21 protein-coding genes are annotated in these 25,699 nt (G+C 55.6%); 11 read left to right on the forward strand and 10 right to left on the reverse strand.

Translation table 11 applies throughout. The annotated features are described in order from the left end of the window. Nucleotides 1-98 precede the first annotated feature (98 nt). Nucleotides 99-389 (forward strand): hypothetical protein, encoded by a 291-nt coding sequence (locus HUV30_RS10075; RefSeq protein WP_174405300.1) that lies wholly within the window; start codon nt 99-101, stop codon nt 387-389. A gap of 119 nt (nt 390-508) precedes the next feature. Here the strand turns inward: HUV30_RS10075 and HUV30_RS10080 are convergent, their stop codons facing one another. From HUV30_RS10080 to HUV30_RS10095, 4 genes are all read right to left on the reverse strand, one after another. After that, entirely contained in the window at nt 509-742 is a 234-nt protein-coding gene (locus tag HUV30_RS10080; protein ID WP_174405301.1) for a hypothetical protein, read from the reverse strand. 70 nt (nt 743-812) lie between these two features. Then, nucleotides 813-1,253 (reverse strand): AMIN domain-containing protein, encoded by a 441-nt coding sequence (locus HUV30_RS10085; RefSeq protein WP_174405302.1) that lies wholly within the window; start codon nt 1,251-1,253, stop codon nt 813-815. Between the two features lie 133 nt (nt 1,254-1,386). After that, a complete protein-coding gene (locus HUV30_RS10090) occupies nt 1,387-3,165 on the reverse strand; it encodes a DegV family protein (protein ID WP_243452143.1) in 1,779 nt (592 codons plus the stop codon). Between the two features lie 183 nt (nt 3,166-3,348). Next, nucleotides 3,349-4,518, reverse strand: a complete 1,170-nt coding sequence (locus tag HUV30_RS10095) for an MFS transporter (protein WP_243452144.1) — start codon at nt 4,516-4,518, stop codon at nt 3,349-3,351. Between the two features lie 235 nt (nt 4,519-4,753). Between HUV30_RS10095 and HUV30_RS10100 the strand changes: the two genes are divergently transcribed. Further along, a complete protein-coding gene (locus HUV30_RS10100; protein ID WP_174405304.1) occupies nt 4,754-4,915 on the forward strand; it encodes a hypothetical protein in 162 nt (53 codons plus the stop codon). Between the two features lie 63 nt (nt 4,916-4,978). On the opposite strand, the gene HUV30_RS10105 is transcribed toward HUV30_RS10100, so the two are convergent. Together HUV30_RS10105 and HUV30_RS10110 are read right to left on the reverse strand one after the other, a co-directional pair. Beyond that, nucleotides 4,979-7,966, reverse strand: coding sequence for an ATP-binding response regulator (locus HUV30_RS10105; RefSeq protein ID WP_174405305.1), 2,988 nt, complete (start codon nt 7,964-7,966; stop codon nt 4,979-4,981). Between the two features lie 72 nt (nt 7,967-8,038). Beyond that, nucleotides 8,039-8,614: a 3D domain-containing protein gene (locus HUV30_RS10110; protein WP_174405306.1), complete on the reverse strand. Its 576-nt coding sequence runs from the start codon at nt 8,612-8,614 to the stop codon at nt 8,039-8,041. Nucleotides 8,615-9,001: 387 nt separating this feature from the next. Between HUV30_RS10110 and HUV30_RS10115 the strand changes: the two genes are divergently transcribed. Continuing rightward, nucleotides 9,002-11,362, forward strand: coding sequence for a methyl-accepting chemotaxis protein (locus HUV30_RS10115; protein ID WP_507762595.1), 2,361 nt, complete (start codon nt 9,002-9,004; stop codon nt 11,360-11,362). Between the two features lie 163 nt (nt 11,363-11,525). On the opposite strand, the gene ybeY is transcribed toward HUV30_RS10115, so the two are convergent. From ybeY to HUV30_RS10130, 3 genes are read right to left on the reverse strand one after another with little or no spacing between them, the layout of a single operon-like run. Then, a complete protein-coding gene (gene ybeY / locus HUV30_RS10120; protein ID WP_174405308.1) occupies nt 11,526-11,972 on the reverse strand; it encodes an rRNA maturation RNase YbeY in 447 nt (148 codons plus the stop codon). 6 nt (nt 11,973-11,978) lie between these two features. Next, nucleotides 11,979-14,396, reverse strand: a complete 2,418-nt coding sequence (locus tag HUV30_RS10125) for an HD family phosphohydrolase (protein WP_174405309.1) — start codon at nt 14,394-14,396, stop codon at nt 11,979-11,981. Then, complete coding sequence (locus tag HUV30_RS10130; RefSeq protein WP_174405310.1) at nt 14,356-15,360, reverse strand: PhoH family protein; 1,005 nt, start codon at nt 15,358-15,360, stop codon at nt 14,356-14,358. The genes HUV30_RS10125 and HUV30_RS10130 overlap by 41 nt, the downstream gene beginning before the upstream one ends. A gap of 244 nt (nt 15,361-15,604) precedes the next feature. On the opposite strand from HUV30_RS10130, the gene HUV30_RS10135 reads away from it, so the two are divergent. From HUV30_RS10135 to HUV30_RS10145, 3 genes are all read left to right on the forward strand, one after another. After that, nucleotides 15,605-16,246 carry a hypothetical protein gene (locus HUV30_RS10135; RefSeq protein WP_174405311.1) on the forward strand — a complete coding sequence of 214 codons (642 nt, stop codon included), beginning with the start codon at nt 15,605-15,607 and terminating at the stop codon, nt 16,244-16,246. Between the two features lie 359 nt (nt 16,247-16,605). Further along, nucleotides 16,606-17,724 (forward strand): glycosyltransferase, encoded by a 1,119-nt coding sequence (locus tag HUV30_RS10140; RefSeq protein WP_174405312.1) that lies wholly within the window; start codon nt 16,606-16,608, stop codon nt 17,722-17,724. 9 nt (nt 17,725-17,733) lie between these two features. Further along, nucleotides 17,734-18,759, forward strand: coding sequence for a threonine aldolase family protein (locus HUV30_RS10145; RefSeq protein WP_174405313.1), 1,026 nt, complete (start codon nt 17,734-17,736; stop codon nt 18,757-18,759). A gap of 242 nt (nt 18,760-19,001) precedes the next feature. Here the strand turns inward: HUV30_RS10145 and HUV30_RS10150 are convergent, their stop codons facing one another. Further along, a complete protein-coding gene (locus HUV30_RS10150) occupies nt 19,002-20,102 on the reverse strand; it encodes a polysaccharide deacetylase family protein (RefSeq protein WP_174405314.1) in 1,101 nt (366 codons plus the stop codon). Nucleotides 20,103-20,233: 131 nt separating this feature from the next. Here HUV30_RS10150 and HUV30_RS10155 point away from each other — a divergent pair, with 131 nt between their 5' ends. The 5 genes from HUV30_RS10155 to HUV30_RS10175 all read left to right on the forward strand — a co-directional run bounded on the left by HUV30_RS10155 (nt 20,234) and on the right by HUV30_RS10175 (nt 25,678). After that, on the forward strand, nt 20,234-21,163 hold the full coding sequence (locus HUV30_RS10155; RefSeq protein WP_174405315.1) for a DnaJ C-terminal domain-containing protein: 930 nt from the start codon (nt 20,234-20,236) through the stop codon (nt 21,161-21,163). A gap of 78 nt (nt 21,164-21,241) precedes the next feature. After that, nucleotides 21,242-21,559 (forward strand): chaperone modulator CbpM, encoded by a 318-nt coding sequence (locus tag HUV30_RS10160; RefSeq protein WP_174405316.1) that lies wholly within the window; start codon nt 21,242-21,244, stop codon nt 21,557-21,559. Nucleotides 21,560-21,599: 40 nt separating this feature from the next. Further along, nucleotides 21,600-24,197: an ATP-dependent chaperone ClpB gene (gene clpB, locus HUV30_RS10165; protein ID WP_174405317.1), complete on the forward strand. Its 2,598-nt coding sequence runs from the start codon at nt 21,600-21,602 to the stop codon at nt 24,195-24,197. Between the two features lie 405 nt (nt 24,198-24,602). Continuing rightward, nucleotides 24,603-25,097: a peptidylprolyl isomerase gene (locus HUV30_RS10170; protein WP_269891262.1), complete on the forward strand. Its 495-nt coding sequence runs from the start codon at nt 24,603-24,605 to the stop codon at nt 25,095-25,097. Nucleotides 25,098-25,228: 131 nt separating this feature from the next. Further along, nucleotides 25,229-25,678, forward strand: a complete 450-nt coding sequence (locus HUV30_RS10175) for a hypothetical protein (protein WP_174405319.1) — start codon at nt 25,229-25,231, stop codon at nt 25,676-25,678. Nucleotides 25,679-25,699 lie beyond the last annotated feature (21 nt).

Consider the following 25,699-nt stretch of genomic DNA (forward strand, 5'->3'; position numbering starts at 1 on the left):
ACAGGGCCAGACGGGACCTGCCGGGGGCAGCGGCCCGCCGGTGTTTGTGTTGCATGGCACGCTTGTCGGCAAGATACTATATACGAGCGAGGGATGTAATGAGTACAACAGTTGAAGAACTTACCGTTGATTATGAAGAAGACGGCCATCTTGTCGTCAAGGAACTGGACAAGGCCATTCTTTCCAAGGGAGCGTGGGCAACTGTCATGTTCCGCTACAAGCAGTGGGACAACAAGCTGGAGGACTACGGTCCGGACAAGTACATCATCCGCCGGTACCAGAAGGTTTCCGGAGAGTATCGTGCCAAGTCCAAGTTCAACATTTCCAGCGTTGATCAAGCCAAGAAGATTGTGGAGACTCTGCAGCAGTGGATTGCCGAGGTTGAGTAGCTTCCGGCTATCGCGGGGAACCGGCCTGATGCGTGTTACGTGTCACCGGACTTCCTGCGAGTTGCAGCGCCGCATAAGAAAAGCCCCTTTACGGGGCTTTTTTGTTTGTTCGGATCTGGTCATATGTCCATGTTGGCGAACAGGCCGACCAGGTAGTCGGGAAGCTGAGTCTGGGCTTCCGCCGTCATTACCTTGCTCGGATACTGCTCCGTAATGCGCAGTGACATGAAATACTGCATGAGTATGTCGTCAGTCACCGTGATTCGCCTGCCGGTGCGGATCTGCTGGGCGAATGCTTCCTGCAGCATGCGTCGCCCTTCGAACTTAATCAGGTCTGATCGGATGATGGCCATGTCTTGCTCCTCATCTGTATAGTCTTACTGTAAGACGTTGGAGGAGAAAAGAAAACCCGCAATCCTCAAATTATTGGCGGACCGAGCGGGCGGATATGGCGATGCAGAACAAGTTGTACCGGTCGTCGTATGACGGTTCGATATTGTAATTGTACTTGGGGTTCAGGTCCAGAACCACACGCAGCTTCTTGCTGTCGTTGTTGAATCCGGTGCGGACCTGTCTGATCATCGCGCCCTTTATCTCATACGTGCTTTGCCCCTTCCATTCCTTTACTTCGATAACATCGAAGAACAGACGGGGGTTGCTCTCATCGTCAATGGTTTCCAGGTCGGGTATCCGCGGATCGCTGAAATCAAGGCAGAAGAGCTCTGCATCACCGTCCTTGGTTACCCCCATGTTCTTTATGACTGTGGGGACAAGGTGTCCGCCCTTTTTTGCCTTATCGGCGAAGGAAGGGGAAACCATGAGGGTGCAAAGAATGACTAGGGCAAGAAAAATACTATTGCGCATTGGCCTGCATAACTCCATATGGGGGCGTTGCAGACACTATGAAGTAAAACGCGGGAAAATGCAAAGATGTATGAAGGATGGAAGGTTATTCCCGGTACCGTAGGGCTTGCTGCGGCACCGGGAATATAATTGGCTATTGTTCGGCAGGGGACATGAGCATGGCAACGGCACATGCACCCGGTCCGCTGTGGCAGCCCAGCACGGGCGAAGCCTGCATGATATAGAGCGGAGCCATGCCGAATTCGTTTTCCATGCGCCGTGCATAGCGCTCGGCCACTTCGGGAACGTTCACATGGGTAATGGCGAATTGCAGGGTGCAGGGGCCGTGTTCCTGCACTTCGCGTGCAAGCATGGCAAAGAGCTTGTCTTCGCAGCGTCGTGCGCCAAGGGCCTTGGCAACCACGTTCACCTTGCCCTGCTGGCGGGAGTTGAATTCGAGAACGGGCTTGATATTCAGCAGGCGGGCAAGAAAGCCCTGGCTGCGCGTCATGCGCCCACCGCGAACGGCAAAGTCCAGCGTGTCCATGGAGACGAAAACGCGCACGTTGGCACAATCTTCTTCCGCAAGCCGGACTATTTCGGCTGCGGGCATGCCTTCCCTTGCTCTTTGTGCCGCCTTGAGGACAACCATTCCCAGTCCACCGGTAAGGGTGTTGCTGTCCAGAATGTTCAGGCGGTCGCTCCAGACCATGGACCCCACAGCCTTTGAAGACTGCATCGTACCGCTGTAGCGGGCCATGACATGCACTGCGGCCACTTCGCTGTAATGTTCCTGCATTTCTTCGTACAGGCGTTTGAAGTCGCCGGGTGCAGGCTGCGAGGTCTTTGCGGAAGTGGAGTCGCCGAGGCGGGAGTTGAATTCTTCGGTCGAGATGGTGACCTTGTCCACGAATTCTTCGTCATTGAGGAAGAGGCGCAGCGGGGCAACCTGAATATCGTATTCTCTCAGCAGGTGCTCGGGCAGGTCGCAGGTGGAGTCGGTGATAATGCCTGTCTGCTGCTGCACATCGGCAAGCAGTCTTCTATGCTGTTCCAGCATGTTCTCGGCTTTCTGTGCAGATACGGTGCCGAATTCTGCGGCTATGGCGAACACGGTATCAGGTTCGTTGGTGTGGATATGCACACGCACCTTGTCGGCAGTTCCGGCTACGATAAGGCTGTCACCAAGCGGGGCAAGGCGCTGGCGCAGGGCGGAAGCACTGATGGCTTCTCCGATGACGAGGCATTCGGTGCAGTAGAGGAACTCCAGCGAATCGACGCTGACTTTTTCCTGAACGGGATTGAAGGTCTCGACAACCACGTAGTCTTCGCCTTTGTCTTTCAGGGAGCCGCGTTCCGTGAATTCGACTATCCCTTCAAGAAGATAGACGAATCCGAGGCCGCCTGCGTCCACCACATCAGCCTTTTTCAACGATGCGAGCTTGTCCGTGGTGGAGCGGACAGACACTTTGGCGCGTTCGAGCGAGTCGTGCAGCAGTTCATGAAAATTCTGATACTTGTGGCAGTTTTCCTTCAGATGCTCGGCCCAGTCGTTGATGACGGTGAGGATTGTGCCTTCGCGCGGGTCGGAAATGGACTCCATGGCGCGTCGGGCAGCGGTAGAGGCCGCATTGGAAAAGTCTGAGGGAGAAATGCGCTTGAGTCCTTTCACCCCTTCGGAAAAACCGCACAGGAACTGGGCGAGGATGACCCCGGAGTTTCCCCGTGCGCTCATCAGTGCAGATTCGGCAATGACATCGCTCATCTTGCCTATGGAACGCTCGATGCTCTTTGCCGAGCTTGAGACGATGTTGCGCATGGTGCCGGCCATATTGCTGCCGGTATCACCGTCGGGCACAGGAAACACGTTGATATCATTGAGATGTCCGTGCTTCTCCACCAGCCTTCTGGTGGCTGCCTGAATAACGCGCATGAAACGCGTTCCGTCAAGATATTGAATCTTATTGGGGGTATTCTTCAAGAAAGGCGTCCTTGTATGGGGTCTTCTTATGCCTGCGTGGGGGCACTCCATGCGTACGGCAGAGAAGATATAAAGAAGAAGGCGCCGTAGTGCAAGGCGCTGATTGATGTGGTGGCGGTCCTGTTTTTCGGGTTATCAGTGGCGCAAGGTGGAGCTGACCCGTGTTATTGTAATGTACAGCATGAGAACGGACACCGCAGCACCTGCAAAGTAGACAGCCTTCAGGTCACCTATCCAGTAAAAGAGGGTGAAGAATATGGGGGCTACGGTTTGCGCAAGGCGCAGCACCGTGCCGTTGACGGCCATGATAGCGGCCCGCTGTTCGATGGGGGCAAGGCTTGTGAGCATGGTTGTCAGGTTGGGAAAATTGAAGCCCTGTGCAAGGCCGAAGATACAGATGGGCAGGAGCATCCACCAGTAATGCGGTGTGAAGGGAATGAGAACCATGGAAACAATGTAGAGCGCATGGCCTACGCAGAGCATGGTTCGTTCGCTGAACCAGCGGGAAAGCTTGCCTATGAGGGCGGAAGCGACGGCCGTGGCAAGTGAGGACGCGCCGAAAAGACCACCGATGGCTGAGGGGGGAACATCGAAGGTGGTGTCTGCAAGTATGGGAAAGAATGTGACGATGGGGCCGTAGAGGATGAAGAATGTGAGCAGGGTGACGGAAAAGAGCGCGATGGCCTGCCTGCTCTGGATAATTTCTCTGGCGGATTTGAAGTAGCTCTTGAGGTCCTGTTTGAATTCGGGTTCAGGCAGATCCAGATGGGTTAGTACGGCGACGCAGAGCGGCAGGGCGATGAGGGGAAGAAAGAAAGGCCAGTGCCAGCCAAGTTCACCCATGAGTCCGCCGAGCGCCGGGAATATGGCCGTGCCTATGCCGAGCACTCCGGCATTTAATCCCATAATGCGTGTGCGCTCTTTGCCTTTGTACAGATCGCCTATGATGGTAGTATACAGAACACCCAGCGGTGCCGCGCCTATGCCTTGTATGAAGCGCAGCGTCAGCAGGGTGGGCAGGGTCTGGGCAAGGCCGCAGGCTGCTCCGGCAAGCCCGAATATGATAAGACCGGGGATGAGTACTTTTTTTCTGCCGAAACGGTCTGCCAGAATGCCCGCAACGGGAGCAAGGAAGATGCCGGGAAGCGTGAACGCCGTGAGAACAAGGCCGATGGTTTCTACGGGAGCGTCAAGTTCCCGGGCCAGAAGGGGCAGAACCGGCATGATGCTGGAAACGCCCATGACAACCATGAGAGTCAGGCCGAAGATGATGGGGAGATTCGTGTCTCTGAATGTGAAGGACAAGATTGGCTCGCTGGCAAAAAATTGGGGTGTACCTTCGGTGTACTAGTTCCCTGTTGCGGGAACGTCAAGTAAAGGAGCGGAGTACGGCATGCAGGATGCGGCCGTAAGATGATGTATGAAGGAACAGACTGTTGCCATTGTCATGGTGACAAGCTATGATTACATCATATCTATTCCAATAGTTTGAAATGATAGATCTCTCACATAATATAGCATTGCCTCGACCGGAGATAATATGACTGACGAAAAGAGAATCCGTTGTCCCTACTGCCAGAAGGTGTTCAAGCTGAAGGTTAAGCCCATGCGGGATGATCAGAAGGTCCTGAATATGCAGTGCCCTTACTGCAGAGAGAGTCTTGCTCTCACCAAGGAAATGGTTTTTTCAAGCCAGGCTTGATGAGCATTGGCCTCTTTGTTTTTCGGTTGCTCGGCCCTTCCATTCAGGAAGGGCTTTTTTATGTCAGACGGATACGCCGGAACGGTTCGTATAGAGCGCGCCAATGCGCTCTATGTCCGCCATGATCTCTTTCCAGTTTTCCTGCTCAAGATTTCGGCGCATGGTGCCGGACATCGGCGCGCACTCTGATGCCACAACTTCGGGCAGGCTGTTCAGCATGCCGGGGAGCATGCGGTGTATTGCCGCCGGATTTTTATTAGCCGCCGCCCGTCTCAGCAGTTCCAGTCTGCCTGCAACCGGATTGAGAATGCCGGAAGTGTTGTTCTTCCGGTCTTCCGGCTGCTCCGCGGCGTTTGCAGCTTCTTTGGTTTGCACCGTAAGCAGGGCGGCCTTCAGCTTTGAGGCTGTCACGGGCTTGGTAACAATGGCGCTTACACCGGCTTTGGCAGCCGCTTTTTCCACAAGCTCTTTGGGGTGCAGCGATATGGCGATTATGGGGGGAGGAGGCGTTCCTTTCTCGTTCATGGCTGCATGTATGGTTCCTGCGATTTTGAAACCATTTGTTCCGGGTATTTCGAGATCGAGAAAAATGACATCCGGTGCCGGTTCATGCAGGCAGCTGCGCACTTCATGGGCCGACGGGCAGATACGGCAGGCCATGGCGAGCTGCGATAACAGCAGTTCCATCAGTCGGGCGTCGTTCCGGTCAGGGCATATTGCCAGTGCATTGCGCTGTGATCGGGGGGCGGGTGGTGTGCTTTCGTGTTCGTCTTCAGCATTGTGCCCAATCCCAACTTCAGGGGTGGCAGGCGGGGCTGAACGGCCCGTTTCAGAGTGGGGGGGCGCATGTGACGTGACACCCTGCTCCTGTTCGAGAGGAAGGCCGGGATTTTTGTGGGTGCGGAAATGGATGATGAAGGACGTGCTGCCGCACGTGGAGGATGCAACCGACAGGATGGAGCCTTCAAATTGCTTCACGAGTGCGGCAAAAAATCTTCTGTGAATGCCCGTCAACTCTTCATCGGAAACACTGCGGAACGGAGTGAGGGTGCGCATGGCGCTCCCTGAATCCGTCAGCGTGAACAATATGGGGATGATGGATTGGCGTGTTCCGAGTGTTCTGTTGAACATGTCGGATTCCGCCAAAGGTGCCGCCGGCGTTGCGGTAAGGTATACTCCTTTGCAGGGCCGGTGTTGCCGATGAACGGAAACGGCAAGCCGGATGCATTGTTTGAGGCGGCTGGCATCGGCAGAGACAATGATAGGCAGTTCCGGTGACAATTCAAAAGACATGGTCGGACACTCACCTGTGTCCGCAGACCCGTCAGCCGCTGCCTGCAGAACCTTGTGGAGATCACAGAACCCTTCATGGAGCATGAGGGTGCCGGACTCGGCGCGTGCAAAATCCTGAAGATTGTCTGCAAGGCGGTGCAGTCGCTGGCATGCATGGATAATGTCGGTAATCTGCGCCGGGGTAGACTGGGCCCTTTCGTCGGTAATGCTGTTGCAGGCCGCAGCAATGGTGTTGCACGGTTCGCTCATCAGGGTTCCCAGTTCCTGCAGCATCTCCATTCTGGCCTTGCGAAACAGGCGGTCCGCTTCCAGTCTGTATTCCTCGGCCATCCGCTGTTTCTGCATGTTCGTGTCTATGAGGCCACCTTCATAGAGCAGGGTCCCCTTTTCGTCCGAGACGCAGCGGGCCGACAGCAGTCCCCAGAATCTGGTGCCGTCCTTCCTGCGGAATTCCGCCTCAAAATTGCGGACTTGCCCGTAGGTTGAAAGCTGTTGTTTGAACTCATCCCGTCTGGAAGCATCCACATAGGCATCCGTTGCAATGTTGCGAATAGTTTCGAGGATGTCTTCCTTGTCTTTGCAACCGAACATGTTGATCAGAGCCGGATTTGCATCAAGCAGTTGCCCTTCAGCCGAGCTGACGAAGATCCCTTCGAATGCGTTGTCGAATATGCTCTGAAACTTCCGTTTGATTGTGGAGCTTTCCTGTTCATGTTTGCCGAATCGTTCAACCATAAGGTTGTATTCTTCCAGCACGATGGCGGGAATGTCCGGCGAAGCGTTTCTGCCATCTCGCAGTGTGACAGGCATGAGGTTGCGCAGCAACTGCGCTATGGCAAGGTTTTGCCCCTTGCGGGCGGCATCGAACTTTTTGAGCAGGGTTATGGTGTATGCGGTGTACGCTGCCAGGAATATCAACGAGGCAGCAATAATGTTGATGGAATAGACCGCAAGCGGAACAAGGCTGGTGGCAGCCCCCAGCGTGGCAACCATGGTGCCTTTCGTGTCTCTTAGAATGGTGTAGCGGACGAGGTGATATTCTCCATCGGCTTTAACCACCGAGGGAAGCGCTTCTGATGTATCAGGCTGCTGCAGGTAGCGGCTGGAGGTGGTGGATGCAAAAGAAAAAGCTCCGCTCCGGGTGGATGTGATTTCCAGCGGAGTTCCCCATGTGGCCAGCAGCTCCACGTTGTTTTGCGTTTTCAGGTTTTGCAGTAGCGCGGGGGTTATCGGCAGACTGAGAAGCAGTTTGCCCATCGGCGGGCCCTGAGGGCCGGAGCGGATAATGTCTGTCACGTACAGATAGAGACTGCCGTTGGCTGTTGTATAGTCCGAGGAGCGTGATTCCGTGACGGTTGCTCGCAGGAGAATTTTTTTGCGCAGCGCGGCGGGGAGCAGAGAGGCTTTCTGAGACGACGTGGCCAGCTGTATGTCCGCATTGTCGAACACCTCAAGGGCGAAGGGGGACAATATGGGAGCAATTGGGGGAATGTTAATGATCGACGCGGCAGTATGACTGCCTGACAGCAGGGTACGCACTGTTTCCGATCTGCCTGCTGTGGCGGCTTGCAGCTGCAGGGTCTGGCGCAGGGAAAGCATGCCTGAATGATACGCCTGCAGCTTTTCGTTCAGTTGCCTGTCTAGCGTTGCCCATTCACGATAGATGATCATCCCTGCGAACAGCACAAGAAACAGCGCAAAGGGCAGAAGGTGGAGGGTGCGGCTCCATTTTTTAGCAACCGGCAAAGGGGTAGGCATGTAGCTCTCCTCGATGTGGTGTCGAGAAGAGCTTACCCTGTGGCGTCTTGTGTGGGTATTATTCTATATCCATCAGTTCATGGAGTAGAGGGTATCGGTGCCAAGCTGGGCCGTCTCTTCAACTGGGCAATCGCCGGCATCGTCAGAAAGAAGATGCGCCTCCATCGTGCGTTTGCCGAAGTGGAGGGCCTGTTCCGTGTCAAACATGAAAATATCGATCTGGTTTCTCTTTGAGCCTGCCATCAGGTCTTCGATGGTGAAAATCCCCAGTTTTTTGATGTAGATCTTGCGTCCGAACACCCACCCCTGATCGAACAGGTCGCGCGAGACAGCCACGATACCGTGACGAACCTTGCGGTTCGACGCTGTGATGAGTGGCGTCTCATCCGTTTCTTCCAAGCGCGGGCTGTAGGCAGTAACCCGTACAATTTTCTTGCGTTGCATGGATTTTATTGTGTCTTTATTCGCCATGCTTATTTTTAGAGCTAATACGGTTTGTGTATATCCGCTTTCCATAAGTTCTTGAATTTGAGTAATTTTCTCTTGTTGCGTTTTCATCTGTGATGAAAGAGACGTAATATTCTGTCTTTGGAGTATGATAAGTGCTCCAAGAGACAGTATGATCAGTATGTGTATTGCGTTTTTCATGACTACCGCAATTCCTTTTTGTTTCATTTGTTGCATTTGTGAAGCAGTGTCCTTGTGTTGTGTTTGTAGTTGTATAGCGTTTTGCTGTGTGTATTTCAATGATATATCATCGCATGGCGTTGTGGCGTGGTCTGATACGTTTAACATTGTGTTATTGCAGTAGTTGAACGGACGTCATGAATCTGTAACGCAGTCTGTCGCAAACGTGAAACGTCGCGGGACTGTCGATCTTCCTTAACTTGTTTGTAACATTCCGAAGACATAACACGTGCGGGTCGCACTCAATTTCAGAGTCGCCTGAAACAGGATTGCAATGGGGCGTGTATGCTGCTTCGGACAAAAATTTCGGTTTTCTGCATGGTGCTGGGCTTGCTGCCTTTGTTGGGGATGGGGGTATACAGCGTACAAACCGCGTCAACGAGTCTGAAAGGTGCGGCGTTCGGTCAGCTGCAGGCTGTAAGCGATGTTCAGCGCGACAGCCTGGAAACTCTTGTCGAGCAGTGGAGGCATGCCACCGTCATCTATTCTCAAGTCAAGGAGGTGTACAATGCTGTCGGCATGATCAGGGATACACTGTACGGCAAGGTCAAAGACGGCGAAAAGATGCCGATAGATGCCGAGTATGATGGGATTTATGATTTCGTGAAAGCAGCCTTTGTTCCCTTTGTGACGGAATATGGCTTTGAGGATGCCTTGCTGCTGGATGACTACGGAAGGGTGATCTTCTCGGTGACAAGAGATAACGACCTCGGAGAGGATCTGGTCAAAGGTCCCTACCGGGAGACCAATCTCGCCCGCGCCTGGGAAAAGGCAGTAAAGGGCGAGTTTGTTTTTGTGGATGCAGAGGCGTATGCCCCGCTCGGGGGAAAGCCTGCCGCCTTCATGGCTGCTCCTGTATACAGCTACACCGGCGAGATTCTGGGCGTGGCCGCATTGCGGCTGCCGCTTGCGCATGTCGGGCATATCATGTCGCAGCGCGCCGGCATGGGGGATACGGGCGAGTCGTATCTTGTCGGGCAGGACGGCATTATCCGTTCGGATTCACGTCGGGATGTTGCACACCATTCCCTTGCGGCGGCCGCGCGCGACAGGGAGCAGGCAAGGGTTGATACCGTTGCCGTGCAGCGCGCACTGAAAGGGGAGAAGGGAGTGATGGTTGGTAACAGCTATGATGGTGCTGCCTACCTAACGGCCTTTGCACCGGTTGAACTGCAGGGCCTGAACTGGGTTCTGATTACCGAGATTACGGCTGAAGAAGCCTTTGCCCCGGTAACACGGTTGCGCATGGTCACCTTCGGTCTGGGAGCAGTAACCGCTCTGCTGGTCGTTGCGGGAACATGGTTCTTTCTGCGCCGTGCCATTGCCGATCCTTTCCGGCGCATCATCGCCTATGTGCAGGCTGTTTCCGGTGGCAATCTGCATGCAGAACCACAGGGTACCTTCAAGGGAGAAATAGGGCAGGTCACGCAGGCTGTTTCCCGCATGGTGGGACAGCTCAAGGAAAAGCTGGGATTCTCCGAGGGCATTCTCACGGGCATGACCATGCCCGCCGTGGTGGTGGACCCGGACAACAACGTCTCTTTCGTGAACAGCTACTTTCTCGACATGATGGAGTTCGAGGGCAGGCCGGAGAGCTATTGCGGCAAACCCGCAGCTACCTTGCTGCAGCATCAGGAAGGGGGCAGGGGCTCCACTTCGCTGGCCATGCGTGAGCAGCAGGCAGTCTTCAATGTGGAGAGAAACTGGACCACCGCGAGAGGGAACGCCCGTACAGTGCGGATAGATTGCGCACCTCTCTATGATCTTGACGGCCAGCTCATTGGCGCAATCGCGCTGGTGACCGACCTTACGGATATCCGCATCAAGGAGGCGCATATCAGCGAGCAGAATTCCATGATGCTTGAGGTGGCCGAGCAGGCGGAACTGATCAGTGCTAACCTGTCCAACGAAGCGGAGGAACTTTCGCGTCAGGTGGAGCAGGTGGGCGAGGGTGCCCGTATGCAGATTGACCGAGTGGGCCAGACGGCATCCATCATCGACGCCATGAACCGGGAGTTGCTTGAGTCCGCCCGCTATGCGGAAAACGCGGTAACGGATGCCAACACGGCCATGCGCAAGGCCGAGGAAGGCACAGAGGTCATGGGCAGAACGACAACGGCCATGAATCGTGTGCAGAACCTTTCAGAGAACCTGCGGGAAAGCATGCACCAGCTGGGAGCGCAGGCAGATGCCATTGGCGGCATTCTTGAGGTGATCAGCGATATTGCGGACCAGACCAACCTGCTTGCACTGAACGCGGCGATAGAGGCGGCACGGGCCGGTGATGCCGGACGAGGGTTTGCCGTGGTGGCAGATGAAGTTCGAAAACTTGCGGAAAGAACCATGGCCGCCACGGGTGAGGTCAACAAGAGCGTGCGGAGCATACAGAACACCGCCCATGAGAATATCAAGCACACTGATGCGGCTGTTGCAGCCGTGTCGGAAGGCAACTCGCTGGTTGTGGCCTCGGAACGGTCACTGAACGAGATAGCCGAACTGTCCGTTTCCATGGGGGAGCAGATTCAACGTATCGCCGGATTGTCCCGCGAGCACTCCGATCAGCACGCATCCATTATCAGGGCGTTTGAAGACATCCGGTCTGTTGCTTCGGAAACGGGAGCTGGGATGACGGAGTCGGAAAAAGTCGTGAGCGGGCTCGCGGGCAATGCGCATGAGCTGAGTTCGCTGATAGGCAAATTGAAGCAGTAGATGGCCTTGCCGTGCGGCAGCACTCCGCGGCTGGGGTGATTGTCAGCAATAGGCACGGGGCAGGCAGGGATGCGATAGTGCCCGAGGTAAAGGCAGCGGGATACCAGTGGCAGGGATAGTGCCGGTGTTATAGAGCCGGTGGCGGCAAAACAGCAGAGATATATCAGGCGGTGGCCAGAGCTGAAAGGGCTCCGGCCGCCGCCTTGTCTGTCAGGTCAAACATTTCTTCGCCGTGGTCATATCCGGCAAGGTGCAGCACGCCGTGCGATATGAGTCTGATGGCATGTTCCGTAACATCCTGCTGATAGAGAAACGCCTCGCGCACTGTCGTATCAAGAGACAGCGCCAGCCAGCCCATATGCCACCCTTTTTGCATTTCCTTTACCGATTCGGCATCGGCAGAAGGAAAGGAAAGGATGTTGGTGGGGCCGTCACAGCCGAGGAACGAACTGTTCAGTTCGGCTATTTCGGCATCGTCCACAAGATTGAGGTCCAGCGAGGCACCTTCGTGTCCTATGGCGGCACATATGGCCTCCACGCAGACCTGCAGTTCCATGCGGGAGACGGGGAGCAGCCATGAGAGGCCGTGGGCTTTTCGTATCTGCATCATGGCGCGTTACTGCAAGGGGTTTGACGATTTCTTTTCGGAACCGGTGAGAGACGTTGCGGCCTTGCCGGTCTGGTCGGCGGCTGTCTCTTTGGGCTCGGTCTTCTCGTCAGCTTTCTGGGGCTGCTTTGCTTCCTGCTTTGCTTCCGACTTCTCTTCGGGCTTCTTGGCGGTGCCGTTCTTTTCCTTCTTGTCGTCAGGATATTCGATGCGACGGTGGAAGATGCCCGTAAGAATACGGTGGAAGCTCTCTGTCAGGGTGTGCAGGTCGCGCAGGGTCAGTTCGGATTCATCGAGCTGGCCTTCTGCAAAGATGCTCTTGATAATGGTGTCGATGTGTCCGCGGATTCTGCTGGGGGTGGGGTCGGCCAGCACGCGGCTTGATGCTTCCACAGCATCTGCCAGCATGACAATGGCAGCTTCACGAGTCTGCGGCTTGGGGCCGGGGTAGCTGTAATCCTCTTCACGGGGGTTGTCGCCTGCTTCCTTGGCCTTGTTGAAGAAGTAGCGGATGAGCGAGGTGCCGTGGTGCTGTTCTATGATGCCTGCTATCTCGTCGCCCAGTCTGTGCTGGCGGGCCATCTCAACCCCGCGTTTCACGTGGCTGCTGATGACAAGGGTGCTCATGGAAGGGGCAATCTTGTCATGAGGGTTCTTGGCTCTTCCCTGATTCTCGATGAAGTATTCGGGTTTGGATAGCTTGCCCATGTCGTGATACAGGGCGGCCACCTTGCACAGCAGGCTGTTGGCACCTATGGATTTTGCTCCGGCTTCCACCATGTTGGCCACGATGAGCGAGTGGTGATAGGTGCCCGGTGCTTCAAGCATCAGTTCCTGCAGCATGGGCTGCTCAAGGTTCATGAGTTCCATGAGGCGGAAGCGGGTGGTGTAGCTGAACACCATTTCTATGAGCGGGCTCACGGCAAACTGCACCAGCAGCGAAAGCAGCCCGTTACCCAGCACATACAGACAGCCCATCCATATATGCCCGCTATCAAAGCGCTGGAACAGGGCCACGCCTATCCATGTGGCCATGAGGCCTGCCATGTGCGGGAAAATGCTGAGGGCGATGTCGCTTCTGGTCTGGGCGCGTTTTACCAGCAGCACATAGAGCATGGAGCCTATGAAGTAATACAGGAACAACCACAGGCCGCCCCCCGTCATGGCGGTGCACAGGAAGGAGAGGATGAGGGCTGTAACGCTGCAGCGCTTGAAGCCGAAGATCATGGCTACAAGGCCCATGCCGCCGGATACGGGGAAGAGCAGTTGCAGCAGTTCGCCGCGCATGTCGGCGGACGAGGCGTCGCCGAATGACCCGTGGGCGAACAGCAGCATCTTTGCGCCTACACCGAACAGAAGCAGCAGCAGGCCGGTAAAATAGAGGTCTTTGTTTTTGACGTCTGAAATGCGCCTTCCCGGTTTGGCAAAAGCAAAGCCGCCACCAAGCATGAGGGAAACAATGAAGAGGCCGGCAATGCGCATGGGGAACATGGTCTGCTGCTTGTGACTGATCAGGGCCTGAAGCTGCATCTGGTCTTCTTCCGTAACCCGTTCGCCCTGCCGGACGATGATTTCACCCTTTTTGATCTGGTTATAGACCGGAGCGATGGATTCGGTGGCCATGCGGCTGCGCAGATTGGTCACTTCCCTGTTCAGGGTCAGCGTGGGAGCCATGAGCGGCGTGAACAGGGCAGTGATGGAGCGGCGTGTGCTCAGGGGCAGCTTGAGCGTATCCTTGAGGTAGGTCGCCAGATTGTTGCGCAGATCCCGTATGTCCGGAACACCCGCCAGTTCAAGCCGTATGGTTTCGGTCGCGGTTGTCAGGTCACGGACGACGATGCCGTGGCGGTACTGCAGCATCAGCGTCTTATCAACGGCAACGCCGGATATGAGCTGCTCTTCCATCCACGGCAGCACGTCCTGCCGGACGATTTTACGGACGGAAGGTTCCTGCCAGTCCCGGACGGTGGAGGCGGCAATTTCGGAATTAAGGGATTCGGAAATGATCCATCTGAGCTGTTCCGGGTCGGAGTTTTCGGATGTCGGTGAGTCGATCATCGCAAAAACCTCGGCCACGCGGGACTGAAGATGCTCGATGGGGGTAAGGCTCAGATCAAAGACCGGAGGCTGCAGTTCGGCTACCTGCCTGCGTTTTGCATGGGTTGAGACGGCGTCTTCAACCAGCAGGTCCTGATCTGCCGTAACGTCTTGCGTGGCAATTTCTCCCGCTACAAAAAGAACGGTCTGCGGGCGAAGCTGCATGCCCCCCAGCACGGAAAGTCCCACAAGCACGAAGACGAAGAACACCAGCCCGTAAACAGGGCGACCTGATGCTTTTCGCGGTTTTCGCGCTTTGAAGAATGAAGGCAGAAACCGGCGTAAGCCGTTAGTCTTTTTTCCCGAAATCAGTTGTTTGGATGCGTTCATAGGCCTGTACTATCCGGCCCACCAGGGGGTGGCGGATCACGTCATCTTCGTGGAATGATAGGAAGCGGATTCCCTTGACGCCGTCGAGGATGCGCTGGGCATCCACCAATCCAGAGCGGGGAAGGCTTCTTCCCCTGTCTCCGGCGGGCAGGTCTATCTGGGTGACATCACCCGTGATGACCGCCCGTGAGCCGAAGCCCAGACGGGTAAGAAACATCTTCATCTGCTCGGGAGTTGTGTTTTGCGCTTCATCCAGAATGATGAATGCGTCGTTGAGTGTCCTGCCACGCATGAAGGCGAGGGGGGCGATCTCTATGACACCGGTTTCCAGCATTTCGGAAACTTTTTCGAAATCAAGCATGTCGTGCAGGGCATCATACAGCGGGCGGAGGTAGGGGTTGACCTTTTCCACCATGTCGCCGGGCAGAAAGCCGAGTTTTTCTCCGGCTTCTACCGCGGGGCGGGTAAGGATGATGCGCTTAACCTGCTTTGAAAGCAGCTTTGAAAGGGCCATGGCAACGGCAAGATAGGTTTTGCCGGTTCCTGCCGGTCCCACGGCGAACACCATGTCGTTTTCGCGCAGGGCGGCCACGTAGTCGCGCTGGCTCAAGGTCTTCGGCGTTATGGTCTTCTTGGGTGAAGCGACGAAAACCGCTTCCTTGAAGATGGCCTTGAGATCGGTTGCGGGCTCGCGTGCGATCATGCCGTAAGCATAGACCACATCGCGGGGAAATACGGGGTTGCCGGATTTCAGCAGCCCGTAAAGCTGCGTCATCAGGTTGAGAACGGTGTGCAGCTCTTTCTCGTTCTCGCAAGAGGCGAGAAGCGTTGCACCGCGGGTGTTCAGGGTAACGCCGCTTTTTTCAGCTATCAGGGCCAGGTTACCGTTCTGCGGTCCGAACAGTTCATTGGCCAGGCGGGCGTCGTCGAACTCCAGCGTTCGTGTCGTGGGTTGTGCAGACATAAGCTGGTAGTGCCTTGCGGCGGTACCGATACTCCTCGAAAAAGAATTTGCCAGAAGCTACCCTTTTTTATGGTCAGCGTCCAACACTTTGCGAAAAGTACAACCTCCTGTCAATATTAGTGAAAGTCTAGAAAAAGGCAGTGCCGTTGCGAATATGTGATTGCCTCTTTTTGGTACGATTTCTGCTAGATAATCCTGTAAGCGGCAGACATTGCCGTTAGGATTCACAAGGCAGGAGAAACCTATGTATACTTCAAGCATCGACAGGATTGACGGGCTTTCCTATTCGGGACTGCGTAGCGACTCGCGTACTACTGAGAACAGTTCGACGCAGGAAGCCGAAAAGACTCGTGTACAGGCCCGTCGGGCTTCCATGTATACGGCTAATAATACCATGTCGGGCATTGCCCGCGAGGTGGAAGCCGCTCTTGCGGGTGTTGAGCCGGACTCGAACGGCCGCATTACCTTCAAGCAGCTGGAAGCGCATAAGGGTAAGATGGAATCGGAGTTCGCAGAAAAGGTAAAGACCGACCTGCGTGCGCTGGGTGTGGATGAGAAAATAGAATTCCGTCTTGTATCGGATAATAACGGCGGGGTTTCCGTGTTGTCGGACAGCAAGGACGCTGCGCTTGTTGAGCGGTACTTCAAGGCAAATCCGAAGATGGTGGACGAGTTCAACAAGATTCAGATGATCGGCAATTTTGACCGTGCACGTCAGTTTCAGGACAGGCCCGTCACCGATATGCGCAAGGAAATCCAGATGCAGGGTGCGGCACTGTTCATGAGCTCTGCCATGAATAACGGTATGTCGCTGGCCTCGGAGCTTATGGACTTCAATGCGGAAGGGTATACCTCCGGCATGTTCGGCCTGAGCAGAACAATCTGATGAGACTGATTTGAGCTGAGAGCCTGAATGGAACGGTTTGAACGTAACTGCTCCGCAGGCAACTACTCCCGTGTTTTCAAGGCAGCCGTATGGGTGCCTTAGACTACCGGCAGACCTTCGTTTTCGGCAGAACCGCATTCTCGTTAAGCCGGAACCGAGGTCCAAGAAACGGATTATCCTCGCTTCTACGAGGTGCAGGAACGTCAGGTTCCTGCCCGGCGGAGCCAAAAAATACCAGAATGTCTTTGTCAGCAATGTGAGGCAGCCGTATGGCTGCCTTTTTCTGTGCCGTAGTGCCGTTTTGTCATGCAGCATGTGACAGCTTGTTTTTTGGGTGGGTTGCTGTCATGAATTCCCCCATGCGAACTCTTCAGATAATCAACGTGCGTTGGTTCAACGCCACGGCATGGTACGGCCTGTATCTTGGAACGCTGCTGCAGCGTGCGGGCCACGAGACGCGGATGATCGTCATGCAGAATACGCCGGGCGCGCTGAAAGCTCATGAATGGGGCATGCAGGGCGTGCATATGGACCTTAATACCGCCCACCCCTTCCGTCTCATGCGCACCTACGGGCAGATGCACCGGCTGGTGACCGGATTCAGGCCGGATGTGGTGAACTGCCACCGCGGCGAGGGGTTCATGCTCTGGGGGCTGCTTAAAAAACAGCTGGCAGGCGGACCATATGCCTTCAAGCTGGTGCGCACGCGTGGCGACCAGCGCCTGCCCAAGAACAATGCCGTAAACCGCTGGCTTCATACCGACGTTGCGGACGCTGTGGTTGCCACCAATTCCGTCATGGCCCGCCATTTTACCGATGTGCTGCATGTGCCTGCCTCCAAGGTGCACACCATTTACGGCGGCGTGGACGCGGACCGTTTTGTCTTCGACCCGCAGGGGCGTGAACGTGTGCGTGCCGAATTCGGGTACGGAGAAGGTGACTTTGTCCTCGGCCTTCTCGGACGTTTTGACGAGGTGAAGGGCCAGAAGGAAACCATAGAGGCCGTGGCGGCGCTGCGCAGGCAGGGCGTGTCCAATATCCGGCTCATGCTGCTCGGGTTTGACAGCGCCACCCCGCAGTCGGTGGTGGAAGGCTGGATGCGTGACAACGGCATTGAAGATATTTCGGTCATCACCGGCAAGCGGGATGACGTTACGGCCTGCCTTTCAGCGCTTGATGCCGGTGTGGTTGCGTCCAAATGGTCTGAAACCATTGCCCGTGCCGCACTGGAGATAATGGCCTGCGCCCGCCCGCTCATTTCCACCGATGTGGGGGTCATGCCCGACCTGCTGGAGGCGGATGCCATGTTCCGTCCGGCGGATGTGGATGCTCTTGCACAGGCAATACGGCGTGTGGCTTCGGATGCAGAGTATCGGAGTTTGCTGCTTGAACAGCAGCAATCGCGCATCCGTTCCCTGACCGGACAACAGTTTCTTGACCAGACGCTTTCTCTCTACAACTCAATTTTGCGGAAATAGGGTGCCGACGTGATCAATTTTGCCAGTGACAACGCTTCCGGGGCGCATCCCCGGATTATTGAGGCCGTGGCCCGTGCCAACAAGGGGTTTGCCAGCGCATACGGTGCGGACGCGCATACCGCAGAAGCGGACGCCGCGTTCAAAAGCCTTTTCGGTGACGATATCGCCGTTTTCTATGCCATGAACGGAACGGGTGCCAACGTGATGGGGCTCAAGAGCCTTATCCGCTCCTACCACGCCGTGATCTGCTCGCAGATGGCGCATATCAACGTGGACGAGACCGGCGCACCGGAAGCGGCCATAGGCTGCAAGCTGCTTACTCTGCCTTCTCCTGACGGCAAGATAACGCCGGAACAGGTTAAGCCGCTACTCGCAGCGCAGGGCGTTGTCCACCATAGCCAGCCCAAGGCCATATCCATAACGCAGGCGACCGAGTTCGGCGCGGCGTACACTCCTGAAGAAGTTCGCGCGCTGGCTGATCTTGCCCATGCGCACGGCATGTACCTGCATATGGACGGTGCGCGCATTTCCAACGCTGCCGCTTACCTTGGCGTGGATGTGAATGCCTTTACCCGTGATGCGGGAGTTGATGTGCTTTCCTTCGGCGGTGCCAAGAATGGTCTGTTGTTCGGCGAAGCGGTCATCTTCTTCAATGTCAGCGCCAACCCTGCGCCTGCGGCTGATTTTCCGTATCTGCGCAAGCAGAACCTGCAGTTGCTTTCCAAGATGCGCTTTCTTTCCTGCCAGTTTGCGGAACTGTTGCGCGACGGCCTGTGGCTGGAAAACGCGCGGCATTCCAATGCCATGGCGCAGCGTCTTGCCGCTGGATTGGCCAACGTTTCCGGCGTTACCGTGGTGAACAAGGTGGAAGCCAACGAGGTCTTTGCCGCCATGTCACCCGAGCGTATTGCATCTCTTCAGGATGATTTCTATTTCTATGTGTGGGACGCGGCCCTGCATCAGGTGCGGCTGGTCTGCTCCTTCGATACGACAGAGGCGGAAGTGGATGCCTTTGTGGCAGCCGTAGCCCGCTAACGGATTAGCTATATAATGATTGGGGCCGGTGTCGTTTAAATACCGGCCTTAATGTTAGTTTTCAGTAAAACCGCATTCCCGTTGCGCCGGAACTGAGGTCAAAAACGGATTTTCATCGCCTATACGAGGTGCAGGAACGTTAGGTTCCTGCCCGGCGGAGCCAAATGCCAGAAATGCCTTTGTGGTATTTTAAAAGGCCGATGTCGTAGAGACACCGGCCTTTTGATTTTTGTGTATCGGGCTTAGAGCCGGATGGATGAATAGAGCTTGGCGAGCCATGGGCGGGAGTAAATCTGCAGTCGCATCATCATCCACGAGGCGGGTTTGTCCTTGGCCTTGAACCGGTGGATACGCGAGGCGCAACCGGCGGGGTTGGGACCCATCTCGGTGGTGAAGAAACAGCGAAAGCCGAGGTCCTTGCCTATGGAAAGAGCATCGGGAGAGAATGCTCCCCACGGCCAGCACAGCGAGCGTTCCGGCCTGCCGAGTTCTTCCTCGATGGTGGTCTTGGCCTGAGAGAGTTCCTGTCGCAGGGCTCCCTGCAGGCTCATGCTGTCTTCATAGCTGCCGAGCTCGTCTTTTGAGAATCCTTGCACCAGTGTTTTCAGGCGCTCCAGATTGGCTTCTTCGGCAAAAAAGGCGTAGGCTGCATCTGTTTCCTGCGGAACCAGTTCGCGTATGGCGGCAAGCAGACGCTGCGAGGGTATGAAGGCGCGGTTGGCAAGCCGGGGCAGAGCCTTGAAACGGGGTAATCCCCATATGATATCGGAATCGATCCGGTCAAAGGTGCGGGTGCGTTTTTCCGGTTGGTAGAATCCGTCATATTCAGGACTGATGAATACTGATTTGTGCCATGCTGAATGGCAGGAAACACGCATGACACCGCTTTTTTCCATGAGCCGCGCTTCTTCCCAGTTGAGGAAAGGGTCCTGCCGTTCGTCAAAGCCGAGTTCATGCTTCACATACGGCTGGTCCACGCGGGGCAGGGCATCTGCGGAACATTCGTTGTTCCACACCTGCTTGAGGGTATTACGCGGTGCGGCTGCAGGTTCGATCTTGCCGGTTACGGCAAAGATGGTACCTTTGTGCCCGTATTTTTCCAGAATGGGATAGGCGTAGACATAGTTATCCAGAAAACCGTCATCAAAGGTGATGAGTATCGACTTGTCCGGCAGGGGCTTGCCCTGAATGAAGAAGTTCTCGGCATCGTCAAGTCCGATGCCGCGCCATCCGTTGCGCGCCATGGCTGCGCAGTGCTCCTCGAACAGTTCGGGAGAGACGGCAATGGGGTTCTTCCAGCGTGATATGTAGTGGTACATGAGTACCGGAACGGAGCTCGTCATGGTGCTTTGATGGGGAGTGTGGTTGACTATGAATTGTAGTGCGTTATGTTAGCATTCGAAAATGCAGAACGCTCATCTGCATTGATAACGGCGGGAATCCGCCAGTCGTCTTACGAGGAGAGCTATACGAGATGGGAGTTGAATACAAGGATTATTATAAATTGTTGGGCGTTTCCAGAAGCTCATCAAAAGACGATATCGCCAAGGCTTTCAAGAAGCTGGCCCGTCAGTATCATCCTGACCTCAATCCGAACAACAAGGATGCGGAAGCCAAGTTCAAGGAGATTAACGAGGCTTACGAGGTGCTCAAGGATGAGGAGAAGCGCAAGCTGTATGATCAGCTTGGGCCTAACTGGCAGCACGGGCAGAACTTCCAGCGTCCTCCCGGCTTCGAGAATATGAATTTTCAGGGCGGCGGCGACTTCAGCGACTTCTTCGAAACCATTTTCGGAGGAGGAGGGGGCTTCAGGCGTTCCGGCGGCTTCGGGGCTGACCCGTTTGGAGGGTATGCCGGTGGCAGCAGACCTCGCCGTGGTCGTGATGTTGAGGCAACCCTGAACCTGAGCCTTGAAGAAGCGTACAACGGCGGACGCAAGGCCGTGACTCTTCAGGATGCCGGCACCACCAAGACCCTTGAGGTGAACATTCCCGCCGGTGTGAAGGACGGTGCGAAAATACGTCTTTCCGGTCAGGGCGACAAAGGCGCTGCCGGTGGTCCCAATGGTGATCTGTATCTCAAGGTTGCCATCATGCAGCACCATCGTTTCAATCTTGATGGTGTGAACGTGGTGCTCGACCTGCCTCTTGCCCCGTGGGAAGCCGTGCTTGGTGCAACCGTGCGCGTTCCCACACTGGACGGAGAGATCGAATTGAATATTCCCCCCGGCACGAGCAGCGGCCGCAAGTTGCGTTTGCGCGGCAAAGGGCTGGGCAGTGCCTCGGCCCGGGGCGACCAGTTCGTCCGCATCATGGTCAAGGTGCCTGATTCCCTGACGGAAAAGGAACGCGCCCTGTGGGAGAGCCTGCGGGAAATTTCCGGTTTTACCCCGAGAGACTTCTAGTTCATTTGCGGGGCGGCGTTCCCGCAAGGAAAACGCCGCCCCGTGCAGCCTGAAGAAACAACGCCTGCGGAGGCCAAGATGGATAAGTATCGTTATGACGAGGATCTGCCCATTCAGTCCGACTACATTGCCTGGGCGGAGTTTCTTGAACTGGCTGCGGTGCATCCCACCCGGCTTGGCGAGCTGATGGAACTGGGATGGCTGAATCCTGCACGTACCGAGCAGGAAGAATATCTTTTTACGCGCAGAGATGTGTATCGTATCCGCAAGCTGGAACGCATCTGCGGCGATTTTAATCTTACCGCCCTTGGCGGCTCCATTATCGTGGATCTGCTGGACCGCATAGATCAACTGGAGCGCAAGGTGCAGGAACTCGAATTACTGGTGCGGGACTGATCAGTCCTGCCACACACTGCTTATACGGGAGAGATGACGCATGAATCTGAACCAATTCACCGAAAAATCACAACTTGCCATCAGCGAGGCGCAGAACGTTGCCATCCGTCTGGGACACCAGCAGGTGGACGTTGAGCATCTTGTGCAGGCGCTGGTGGAGCAGGAGAACGGGCTTGTCAGCCGTCTGCTGGAACAGATGGGGCATAAGCCCAAGGCGTATCTCGAGGCTCTGGGCAAGGAATTGCGCAGACGGCCTTCTGTCAGCGGTCCCGGCGTGGGGCCGGACTCCATCTATGTCACACAGCGTCTGAACCGCATGCTGGTGCGGGCGCAGGATTTTGCCAAGCGCCTGCAGGACGAATACGTGAGCGTGGAGCATCTGTTCTGCGCTGCGCTTGATGAGCCTGCAACCAGCGAAATAGGCCGGGTGAACAAGGAATTCGGCCTGACGCAGGACAAGGTGCTCGCAGCCCTGACGCATGTGCGCGGTGCGCAGCGTGTTACTTCGCCCAATCCTGAAGACACATATGAAGCGCTCAAGAAATACGGGCGTGACCTTGTGGAAGAAGCCCGCAAGGGCAAGCTGGACCCCGTGATCGGCCGTGATGCGGAAATCCGCCGCACCATCCGCATTCTTTCCCGCCGTACCAAGAACAACCCTGTTCTGATCGGTGAGGCAGGCGTGGGCAAAACCGCCATCGTGGAAGGACTGGCACACCGCATACTCAATGGTGACGTGCCGGAAAGTCTGAAGAACAAGAGCCTCTTTGCGCTGGATATGGGGGCGCTTATTGCGGGCGCCAAGTATCGCGGCGAGTTTGAAGAGCGTCTCAAGGCCGTGCTCAAGGAAGTGGAAAAGGCCGAAGGCCGGATTCTCATGTTTATCGACGAGCTGCATATCATCGTCGGTGCGGGCAAGACTGATGGAGCCATGGATGCAAGCAACCTGCTCAAGCCCATGCTGGCACGGGGCGAGCTGCACTGCATAGGCGCAACCACGCTGGATGAGTACCGCAAGTACATTGAAAAAGACCCCGCATTCGAACGCCGGTTCCAGCCCATTATTGTGGACGAACCCAGCGTGGAGGATACGGTTTCCATTCTGCGCGGTCTGAAAGAGCGTTTTGAGGTGCACCATGGCGTGCGCATAAGCGACTCCGCCATTGTGGAAGCCGTCACCCTGTCGGACAGGTATATTGCCGACAGGCAGCTGCCGGACAAGGCCATTGACCTGATTGACGAAGCCGCCGCCATGATCCGGACAGAGATAGATTCGCTTCCGTCCGAACTTGACGAGGCGAACCGCAAGATCATGCAGCTTGAGATAGAAAGAGAAGCACTGCGCCGCGAGAGCGACGAAGGCTCCCGTGAACGGCTGCGCAAGCTGGAAAACGAACTTGCGGGCCTGCGGGAGAATCAGGCTGCGCTGCTGTCGCAGTGGGAACGCGAAAAGGGGTCCATCAATTCCGAGCGCAATCTCAAGGAAGAGATTGAGCGCACCCGCCGCGCCATTGAAGAGGCTGAACGTAATTATGACCTGAACCGTGCCGCCGAACTCAAGTATTCCACACTGCTGAATCTTGAGAAGCTGCTTGCGGAATCTCAGGTCGGAGAAGACAAAGACGGCAGGCTTCTCAAGGAAGAAGTGCATCCGGAAGACATTGCCGAAATCGTGGCGCGCTGGACGGGTATTCCCGTTTCCAAACTGCTTGAAGCCGAGCGGGAAAAGCTGCTGCGTCTCGGGGAAGAGCTGCATAAGCGGGTTGTCGGGCAGGAAGAGGCCGTTACCGCTGTGGCGGAAGCCGTGCTGCGGTCCAGAGCCGGACTTTCCGACCCCAACAGGCCCATAGGTTCCTTCATCTTCCTTGGTCCCACGGGCGTCGGCAAGACTGAACTGTGCAAAACGCTGGCAGCTTCGCTCTTTGATTCGGAAGATAACATCGTGCGTCTCGACATGAGCGAATATATGGAAAAGCACACGGTGGCGCGGCTTATCGGTGCGCCTCCCGGCTACGTCGGCTATGATGAAGGCGGCCAGCTGACAGAGGCCGTGCGCCGCAAGCAATACAGCGTGGTGCTCTTTGACGAAATAGAAAAGGCGCATCCCGATGTGTTCAACGCGTTGCTCCAGATTCTGGACGATGGGCGTCTGACGGACAGTCATGGCCGTACGGTGAACTTCAAGAACACCATCATCATCATGACATCCAACATCGGGGCTCCGATCATGCTGGACGGCATAACCGAAGATGGCGAGTTCAGGCCCGGTGTCCGGGAAGAGGTTCTGCAGGAGCTCAGAACAAGTTTCAGGCCGGAATTCCTGAACCGTGTTGATGAAACGGTACTGTTCAGACCGCTCATGCTCGATCAGATCAAGAGCATTGTCCGGCTTCTCATGGAGCGCATACAAGGTCGTCTTGCCGAGCGTTCCATCATTGTCGAGCTGGATGAGACCGCGGCCGATCATATCGCAAGGGTAGCGTACGACCCCGTATACGGAGCCCGTCCGCTGCGGCGTTATCTGCAGCAACACGTGGAAACGCCTCTTGCCCGGATGATCATTGCGGGAGAGCTGCATGACGGGGGACAGGTGCGTATAGGTTTGGACAACGACCAACTTGTGTTCAATCTGCTGTAAGTCATGTCATGACAGTATTGAGCGCGCCCCTGCCTTTGTGTAGTGGCGCGCTTTCTTGCGTGGGCTGAGAGGAAAGGCTAATCAGCGTGTTCAGAACGTATGAACGGTTTGACCAATTGCAGACACAACGCTTTAGGAATACACATTGGTGGTAGTGTTTTGTAATTGTTGCGATAAAACCTCCAGTACGGAGGATGCAGCTACTTTTCATACAGGGCATGCGGAAAGCCCAAGGCGGGTAAGGTTGCTCATGCCCGCAAGTTTTGCTAAAGCACATTTCGCCTTGAAATAGGCTTATACCGCTAACAGGGAGTGTATCTCATGCGGATTTTTTGGATGTGCGCTCTCGCACTTGCTTTTATAACCGTGACTGCCGGCTCCGCGCTGGCGCAAGGGGGACATCCCGTGATCAAGCTTGAAACCTCCATGGGTGATATCGTTCTGGAACTCGATGCCGAAAAGGCTCCCAAGACTGCTGCCAACTTTGTGCAGTACGTTGAAGACGGTTTCTACGACGGTACCATCTTCCATCGCGTTATCGACGGATTCATGGTTCAGGGCGGTGGTTTTGACGCCAACATGGTGCAGAAGCCCACCCGTGATGAAATCGAGAACGAGGCTGATAACGGCCTCAAGAACCTCAAATACACCATCGCCATGGCCCGCACCATGGCTCCCCATTCCGCGAGTTCCCAGTTCTTCATCAACGTGAATGACAACCACTTCCTCAACCACTCCGGCAAGACCATGCAGGGATGGGGATACTGCGTTTTCGGCAAGGTTGTGGAAGGAACCGAAGTCGTGGATAAGATCAAGGGCGTACCTACCGGTACCTCCGGATTCCATGAAAACGTTCCTACTGAACCCGTGACCATTATCAAGGCTTCCGTAGTAAAGTAGAACTTGCCGCAGCCTGAAGCGAATATGAACCCCGCCGCAAGGCGGGGTTTCGTTTTGCAATCGAATCGGCTTTTTATTATGAAGGTTTTCAGTCGTGGGGGAGAACGAGAATAACCGCGAGGAGATCTGTAATGACTATCTGGACCCGTCTTGTTTCACTCTGCGTGTGCCTTGCGATGGTAGTGCAGCTTACCGCGTGCGGCATGATCCTGTATCCTGAACGCAAAGGGCAGCGTCCCGGCCGCGTAGATCCCGGCGTAGCCATTCTTGATGCTATCGGCCTGTTCTTTTTCATCATCCCCGGTGTAGTTGCCTTTGCGGTCGATTTTGGCACCGGCGCCATCTATCTGCCCGGTCACCGTGCGGATTCCGGTGCTCTGCCCGAAACAACGGTGGTGAAAACTGATCCGGCCCTGCTGGATGAAAGCTATATTGAAGCCGTGGTGGAAAGCCATACCGGCAAAAAGGTCGACCTGAGCGCCGAAGGTGTTGTGCTTCGCGAACTCCGTTCGCCCGATGCTTTAAATGCGCTCTATGCGCCCTATGAGCTTGATACGCTGGCAGTGGCCACGCGCAGATAGCGCCGGAGCATGCGCATTACG

Origin of the sequence: Desulfovibrio subterraneus (genome assembly GCF_013340285.1) — a bacterium.
Classification (GTDB): domain Bacteria; phylum Desulfobacterota; class Desulfovibrionia; order Desulfovibrionales; family Desulfovibrionaceae; genus Halodesulfovibrio; species Halodesulfovibrio subterraneus.

Excerpts from the sequence above, each read along its gene's own strand:
- HUV30_RS10075 (WP_174405300.1), top strand. The coding sequence starts at position 99 with ATGAGTACAACAGTTGAAGAACTTACCGTTGATTATGAAGAAGACGGC.
- HUV30_RS10115 (WP_507762595.1), top strand. The coding sequence starts at position 9,002 with ATGGGGGTATACAGCGTACAAACCGCGTCAACGAGTCTGAAAGGTGCG.
- HUV30_RS10140 (WP_174405312.1), top strand. The coding sequence starts at position 16,606 with ATGCGAACTCTTCAGATAATCAACGTGCGTTGGTTCAACGCCACGGCA.
- HUV30_RS10175 (WP_174405319.1), top strand. The coding sequence starts at position 25,229 with ATGACTATCTGGACCCGTCTTGTTTCACTCTGCGTGTGCCTTGCGATG.
- HUV30_RS10130 (WP_174405310.1), bottom strand. The coding sequence starts at position 15,360 with ATGTCTGCACAACCCACGACACGAACGCTGGAGTTCGACGACGCCCGC.
- HUV30_RS10125 (WP_174405309.1), bottom strand. The coding sequence starts at position 14,396 with ATGAACGCATCCAAACAACTGATTTCGGGAAAAAAGACTAACGGCTTA.
- HUV30_RS10090 (WP_243452143.1), bottom strand. The coding sequence starts at position 3,165 with ATGCGCGTTATTCAGGCAGCCACCAGAAGGCTGGTGGAGAAGCACGGA.
- HUV30_RS10160 (WP_174405316.1), top strand. The coding sequence starts at position 21,242 with ATGGATAAGTATCGTTATGACGAGGATCTGCCCATTCAGTCCGACTAC.
- HUV30_RS10150 (WP_174405314.1), bottom strand. The coding sequence starts at position 20,102 with ATGACGAGCTCCGTTCCGGTACTCATGTACCACTACATATCACGCTGG.
- HUV30_RS10080 (WP_174405301.1), bottom strand. The coding sequence starts at position 742 with ATGGCCATCATCCGATCAGACCTGATTAAGTTCGAAGGGCGACGCATG.
- ybeY (WP_174405308.1), bottom strand. The coding sequence starts at position 11,972 with ATGATGCAGATACGAAAAGCCCACGGCCTCTCATGGCTGCTCCCCGTC.
- clpB (WP_174405317.1), top strand. The coding sequence starts at position 21,600 with ATGAATCTGAACCAATTCACCGAAAAATCACAACTTGCCATCAGCGAG.
- HUV30_RS10155 (WP_174405315.1), top strand. The coding sequence starts at position 20,234 with ATGGGAGTTGAATACAAGGATTATTATAAATTGTTGGGCGTTTCCAGA.
- HUV30_RS10110 (WP_174405306.1), bottom strand. The coding sequence starts at position 8,614 with ATGAAAAACGCAATACACATACTGATCATACTGTCTCTTGGAGCACTT.
- HUV30_RS10105 (WP_174405305.1), bottom strand. The coding sequence starts at position 7,966 with ATGCCTACCCCTTTGCCGGTTGCTAAAAAATGGAGCCGCACCCTCCAC.
- HUV30_RS10100 (WP_174405304.1), top strand. The coding sequence starts at position 4,754 with ATGACTGACGAAAAGAGAATCCGTTGTCCCTACTGCCAGAAGGTGTTC.
- HUV30_RS10135 (WP_174405311.1), top strand. The coding sequence starts at position 15,605 with ATGTATACTTCAAGCATCGACAGGATTGACGGGCTTTCCTATTCGGGA.
- HUV30_RS10085 (WP_174405302.1), bottom strand. The coding sequence starts at position 1,253 with ATGCGCAATAGTATTTTTCTTGCCCTAGTCATTCTTTGCACCCTCATG.